The 4,079-nt window shown below is 39.1% G+C and carries 1 protein-coding gene and 2 pseudogenes; all 3 read left to right on the top strand.

Features of this window, described 5'->3' with window-relative positions:
• Positions 1 to 1,137, top strand: a pseudogene (locus CLV62_RS21370) (YWFCY domain-containing protein); the annotation flags it as partial.
• A gap of 631 nt (positions 1,138 to 1,768) precedes the next feature.
• Positions 1,769 to 3,583: a reverse transcriptase domain-containing protein gene (locus CLV62_RS21365; protein WP_110312788.1), complete on the top strand. Its 1,815-nt coding sequence runs from the start codon at positions 1,769 to 1,771 to the stop codon at positions 3,581 to 3,583.
• A gap of 110 nt (positions 3,584 to 3,693) precedes the next feature.
• Positions 3,694 to 4,079 (top strand): annotated as a pseudogene (locus CLV62_RS21360) (TraM recognition domain-containing protein); the annotation flags it as partial.

The raw sequence follows: 4,079 nt of genomic DNA, 5'->3' as shown, positions 1-4,079 counted from the left end.
GACGACCTAAGAGGACTGGCTAAAGTCATGGAATTCATGCGGGCCATCAGTATATTATTTGTAGTAGTACATATCTATTGGTTCTGTTACCAATCCATTCGGGAAACGGGTGTTAACATCGGAGTAGTCGATAAGATTTTATTAAACTTTCAGAATACGGCTGGATTATTCTCACATATATTCTGGACGAAGCTATTTGCGGTGGTATTTCTTGCCTTGTCCTGTTTGGGAACAATAGGCGTAAAAGAAGAGAAAATCACATGGGCTAAGATCTGGATGTTTCTGGCAATAGGGTTTATTCTATTCTTTCTCAATTGGTGGATATTGGCTCTGCCCTTGCCCTTAATAGCCAATACAGCTATTTATATTTTCTCTATGACAGTGGGTTATATTTTGCTTCTGATGGGAGGATTGTGGATGAGCCGTTTACTAAAGACCAACCTGATGGAAGACGTTTTTAATATTGAAAACGAATCTTTTATGCAGGAAACCCGATTGATGGAAAATGAATATTCGGTCAATCTGCCGACCCGTTTTTTCTATAAGAAGAAGTGGAACAAGGGATGGATCAACGTAGTCAATCCCTTTCGGGCGACTATTGTTTTGGGAACACCGGGTTCAGGTAAATCGTATGCGGTGGTCAATAATTTTATCAAGCAACAGATAGAAAAGGGCTTCGCCTTGTATTTGTATGACTACAAATTTGATGATCTGTCGGTTATCGCCTACAATACACTGAATAAGAATCTCGATAAATACAAAGTTGCCCCTAAATTCTATGTGATTAATTTCGATAATCCGGCAAAGAGCCACCGTTGCAATCCGATTGCCCCGGAGTTTATGACAGACATTGCCGATGCCTATGAATCTGCCTATACCATTATGTTAAACCTCAATAAAACGTGGATTCAAAAGCAAGGCGACTTCTTTGTCGAATCTCCGATAATCCTCTTAGCAGCAATAATTTGGTATCTGAAAATCTATGAGAATGGCAAGTATTGTACCTTTCCTCATGCCATTGAGTTTTTGAATAAAAAATATGGCGATATTTTTACTATTTTGAGTTCGTATCCCGAACTCGAAAACTACATGAGTCCCTTTATGGATGCGTGGGAAGGAGGTGCGGCTGATCAGTTGATGGTGCGCCCGTAAGGGTACATAATAAATATCTCTTTGGCAAGAGATTAGGTTCGCGTTCTTTGAAAAATAACCTATCATCACCCGACTTATCCATTAACGAAAGACGATGGGGAGTGTAGCATGTCGGGAACGCCACAAGTGGACAAACTACCATGTTTCGACTGAGTGGCTAGATGAAACGATAGATATGAGGATAAAGTCAGTATTGATTGAACGATAGTCTGAGCGGTCAGATGGTAGACTTTGACGTAAGGTAGTTATACAATTCTCAAAAGAATTGAAACCCGTCATATCGTAGTACCCAGCTTCGCCCTGTTAGGTTGCTTGGGCAAAAGAACTTACTGCGACGCAACTACATAAATAGTAAAGGACGAAAGTCGTATCCGACAATTTATCATGCCAAAGTAATCTGAATTTCAGATTATGTTATTATGTATCTAAACGGGGATTACCTAACCCGAAATGCCAATTGTAAGGCTATGAGGTGTAGACCTCTGAATATTCGGTATGGTAACAGAGCCTCCGTAGTAGTCTGAGCAAGGGAAAGCCTTGTACACGCAGGTAAAACTGCATGGCGAAGGGGGGCAGTTAATTCAGTTTAATATGATTAATGGAAATTGTGAGAGACATGAGAAATCCTGAAAAAGTATTAAACAGTCTATGCCAACACAGCAGCGACTTGACTTACAAGTTCGAAAGGCTGTATAGGATTCTGTTTAATGAAGAAATGTACTACATTGCCTATAAACGCATTTATGCGAAAGAAGGCAATATGACCAAAGGTGTCGATGGTAAAACCATTGACGGCTTCAGTATATCCAACGTTAAACGGCTTATTGATACGTTAAAAGATGAAACGTATCATCCTTATCCCTCCAAAAGGACATATATCCCGAAGAAAAACGGGAAAAAACGTCCTTTAGGTATTCCTGCATTTTATGATAAATTGCTACAAGAAGTAATCAGAATGATTTTGAACGCAATTTACGAAGGTAGTTTTGAAAAGACTTCTCATGGTTTCAGACCCAAGAAAAGTTGTCATACTGCATTGAAAAGTATTCAGAATACATGTAATGGTACAAAATGGTTTATAGAGGGAGACATTAAAGGCTTCTTTGATAATATCAACCATGAAATACTAATCAATATTCTGGAGGAACGAATTGCAGATGATAGATTCATTCGAATTATCCGTAAATTTCTGAATGCAGGTTATGTAGAAGATTGGGTATTCCATAAATCGTATAGTGGAACTCCACAAGGTGGTCTTATTAGCCCAGTTCTGGCTAACATTTACCTAGACAAGTTCGATAAATACATGAAAGAATATATCCAAAAATTCGACAAGGGAAAAAGGAGAAAAGAAAATCCTATCGCCAAAAGACTCGGACATCGTAAGGCAAAGCTGGTGTCGAAACTTAAAAACGTAAAAGACAATACAGAAAGAAAACAGCTTAATGAGCAGATTAGAGAAATAGTAAAGGAACGCCTAAAATATCCTGCTGGAGATGAAATGGATGATAGTATCAAACGTCTGAAATATGTAAGATATGCGGATGATTTTCTTATAGGAGTTATTGGAAGTAAGGAAGACTGCGAACAGATTAAAGATGGCATCAAGAAATATTTATACGAGGTACTGAAACTGGAACTGTCGGAAGAAAAAACGTTGATAACAAATGCACAGAAATCAGCTAAATTTCTTGGATATGACATTTTCGTGCGAAAATCCAATGATACGCATCGGGATAAAAACGGACACCTTAATAGGAGCTATGACCACAAGATTGTTCTCTATGTGACTACCGAAGTTATGCGAAATAAACTCTTAGCCTATAATGCGTTGAAAATAACGAAAAAGAACGGCTCGGAGTTTTGGAAACCAACAGGACGTAACTACATGAGAAACTTGGATGATTTAGAAATCATCAGCCAATACAATTCTGAAATTATGGGTTTCTATAATTATTACTCAATCGCTAATAATAGCTGTATAATCGACTCCTTTTATAACATCATGGAGTACAGCATGTATAAAACTTATGCAGGCAAATACCGTACTTCCAAAAAGAAGATAATAGCCAAACACAAGAAAAACGGTGTTTTCGCTATTCCATACATAGATAAAAGGGGGCACATTCTGTATCGGGAATTTTACAACAAAGGGTTCAAACGTAAGGATATGCCTGACGTGAACTTAAATGACAGATTTCCCAATACGATTGCCATTACAGGCGGTAGGAATGGACTTATAACAAGGCTTCAAGCCCGAGTTTGTGAACTTTGCGGTTCAACAGATGAGCTTGAAATGCACCACGTCCGTAAACTGAAAGACCTGAAAGGGAAATCTGATTGGGAAGTCAAAATGATTGCTCGCAAACGTAAAACTTTAGCAGTATGTTTAAAATGTCACCACAAGATACACGCAGGCAAGCTAGACTGAATGAATTAATGGAGAGCTGTATACGCAGGAATGTGTACGTACGGTTCGGAGGCGAGTACTTGGAAACCTACCACTGTCAAAGGTGGCAAGGCGTTGGGTGCTTAGCCTATGGACAAATAGCGAGTGCTAAAATTCCACTATCGAGAATGATTTCACCACAACTCTATTGGGTAATGACGGGCAACGATTTTACACTGGATATTAACAATCCCGAACAGCCCAAGATTTTGTGTGTAGGTAACAATCCCGATCGGCAGAATATCTACTCAGCGGCACTGGGATTATACAATTCCCGCATCGTAAAACTGATTAATAAAAAAGGAATGCTGAAAAGCTCGGTGATTATAGACGAATTACCGACGATCTATTTCCGGGGTTTGGATAACCTGATTGCAACCGCTCGAAGCAACAAGGTAGCTGTATGTTTAGGATTTCAGGATTTCAGCCAGTTGAACCGTGACTATGGCGATAAGGAAAGCAAGGTCGTAATGAATAC

Origin of the sequence: Indolivaga alginatilytica (genome assembly GCF_003201355.1) — a bacterium.
Lineage (GTDB): Bacteria > Bacteroidota > Bacteroidia > Bacteroidales > Dysgonomonadaceae > Dysgonomonas_A > Dysgonomonas_A alginatilytica.
The sequence above is the reverse complement of the archived record's forward strand: the minus strand, read 5'-3'. Positions and strand labels throughout refer to the sequence as shown.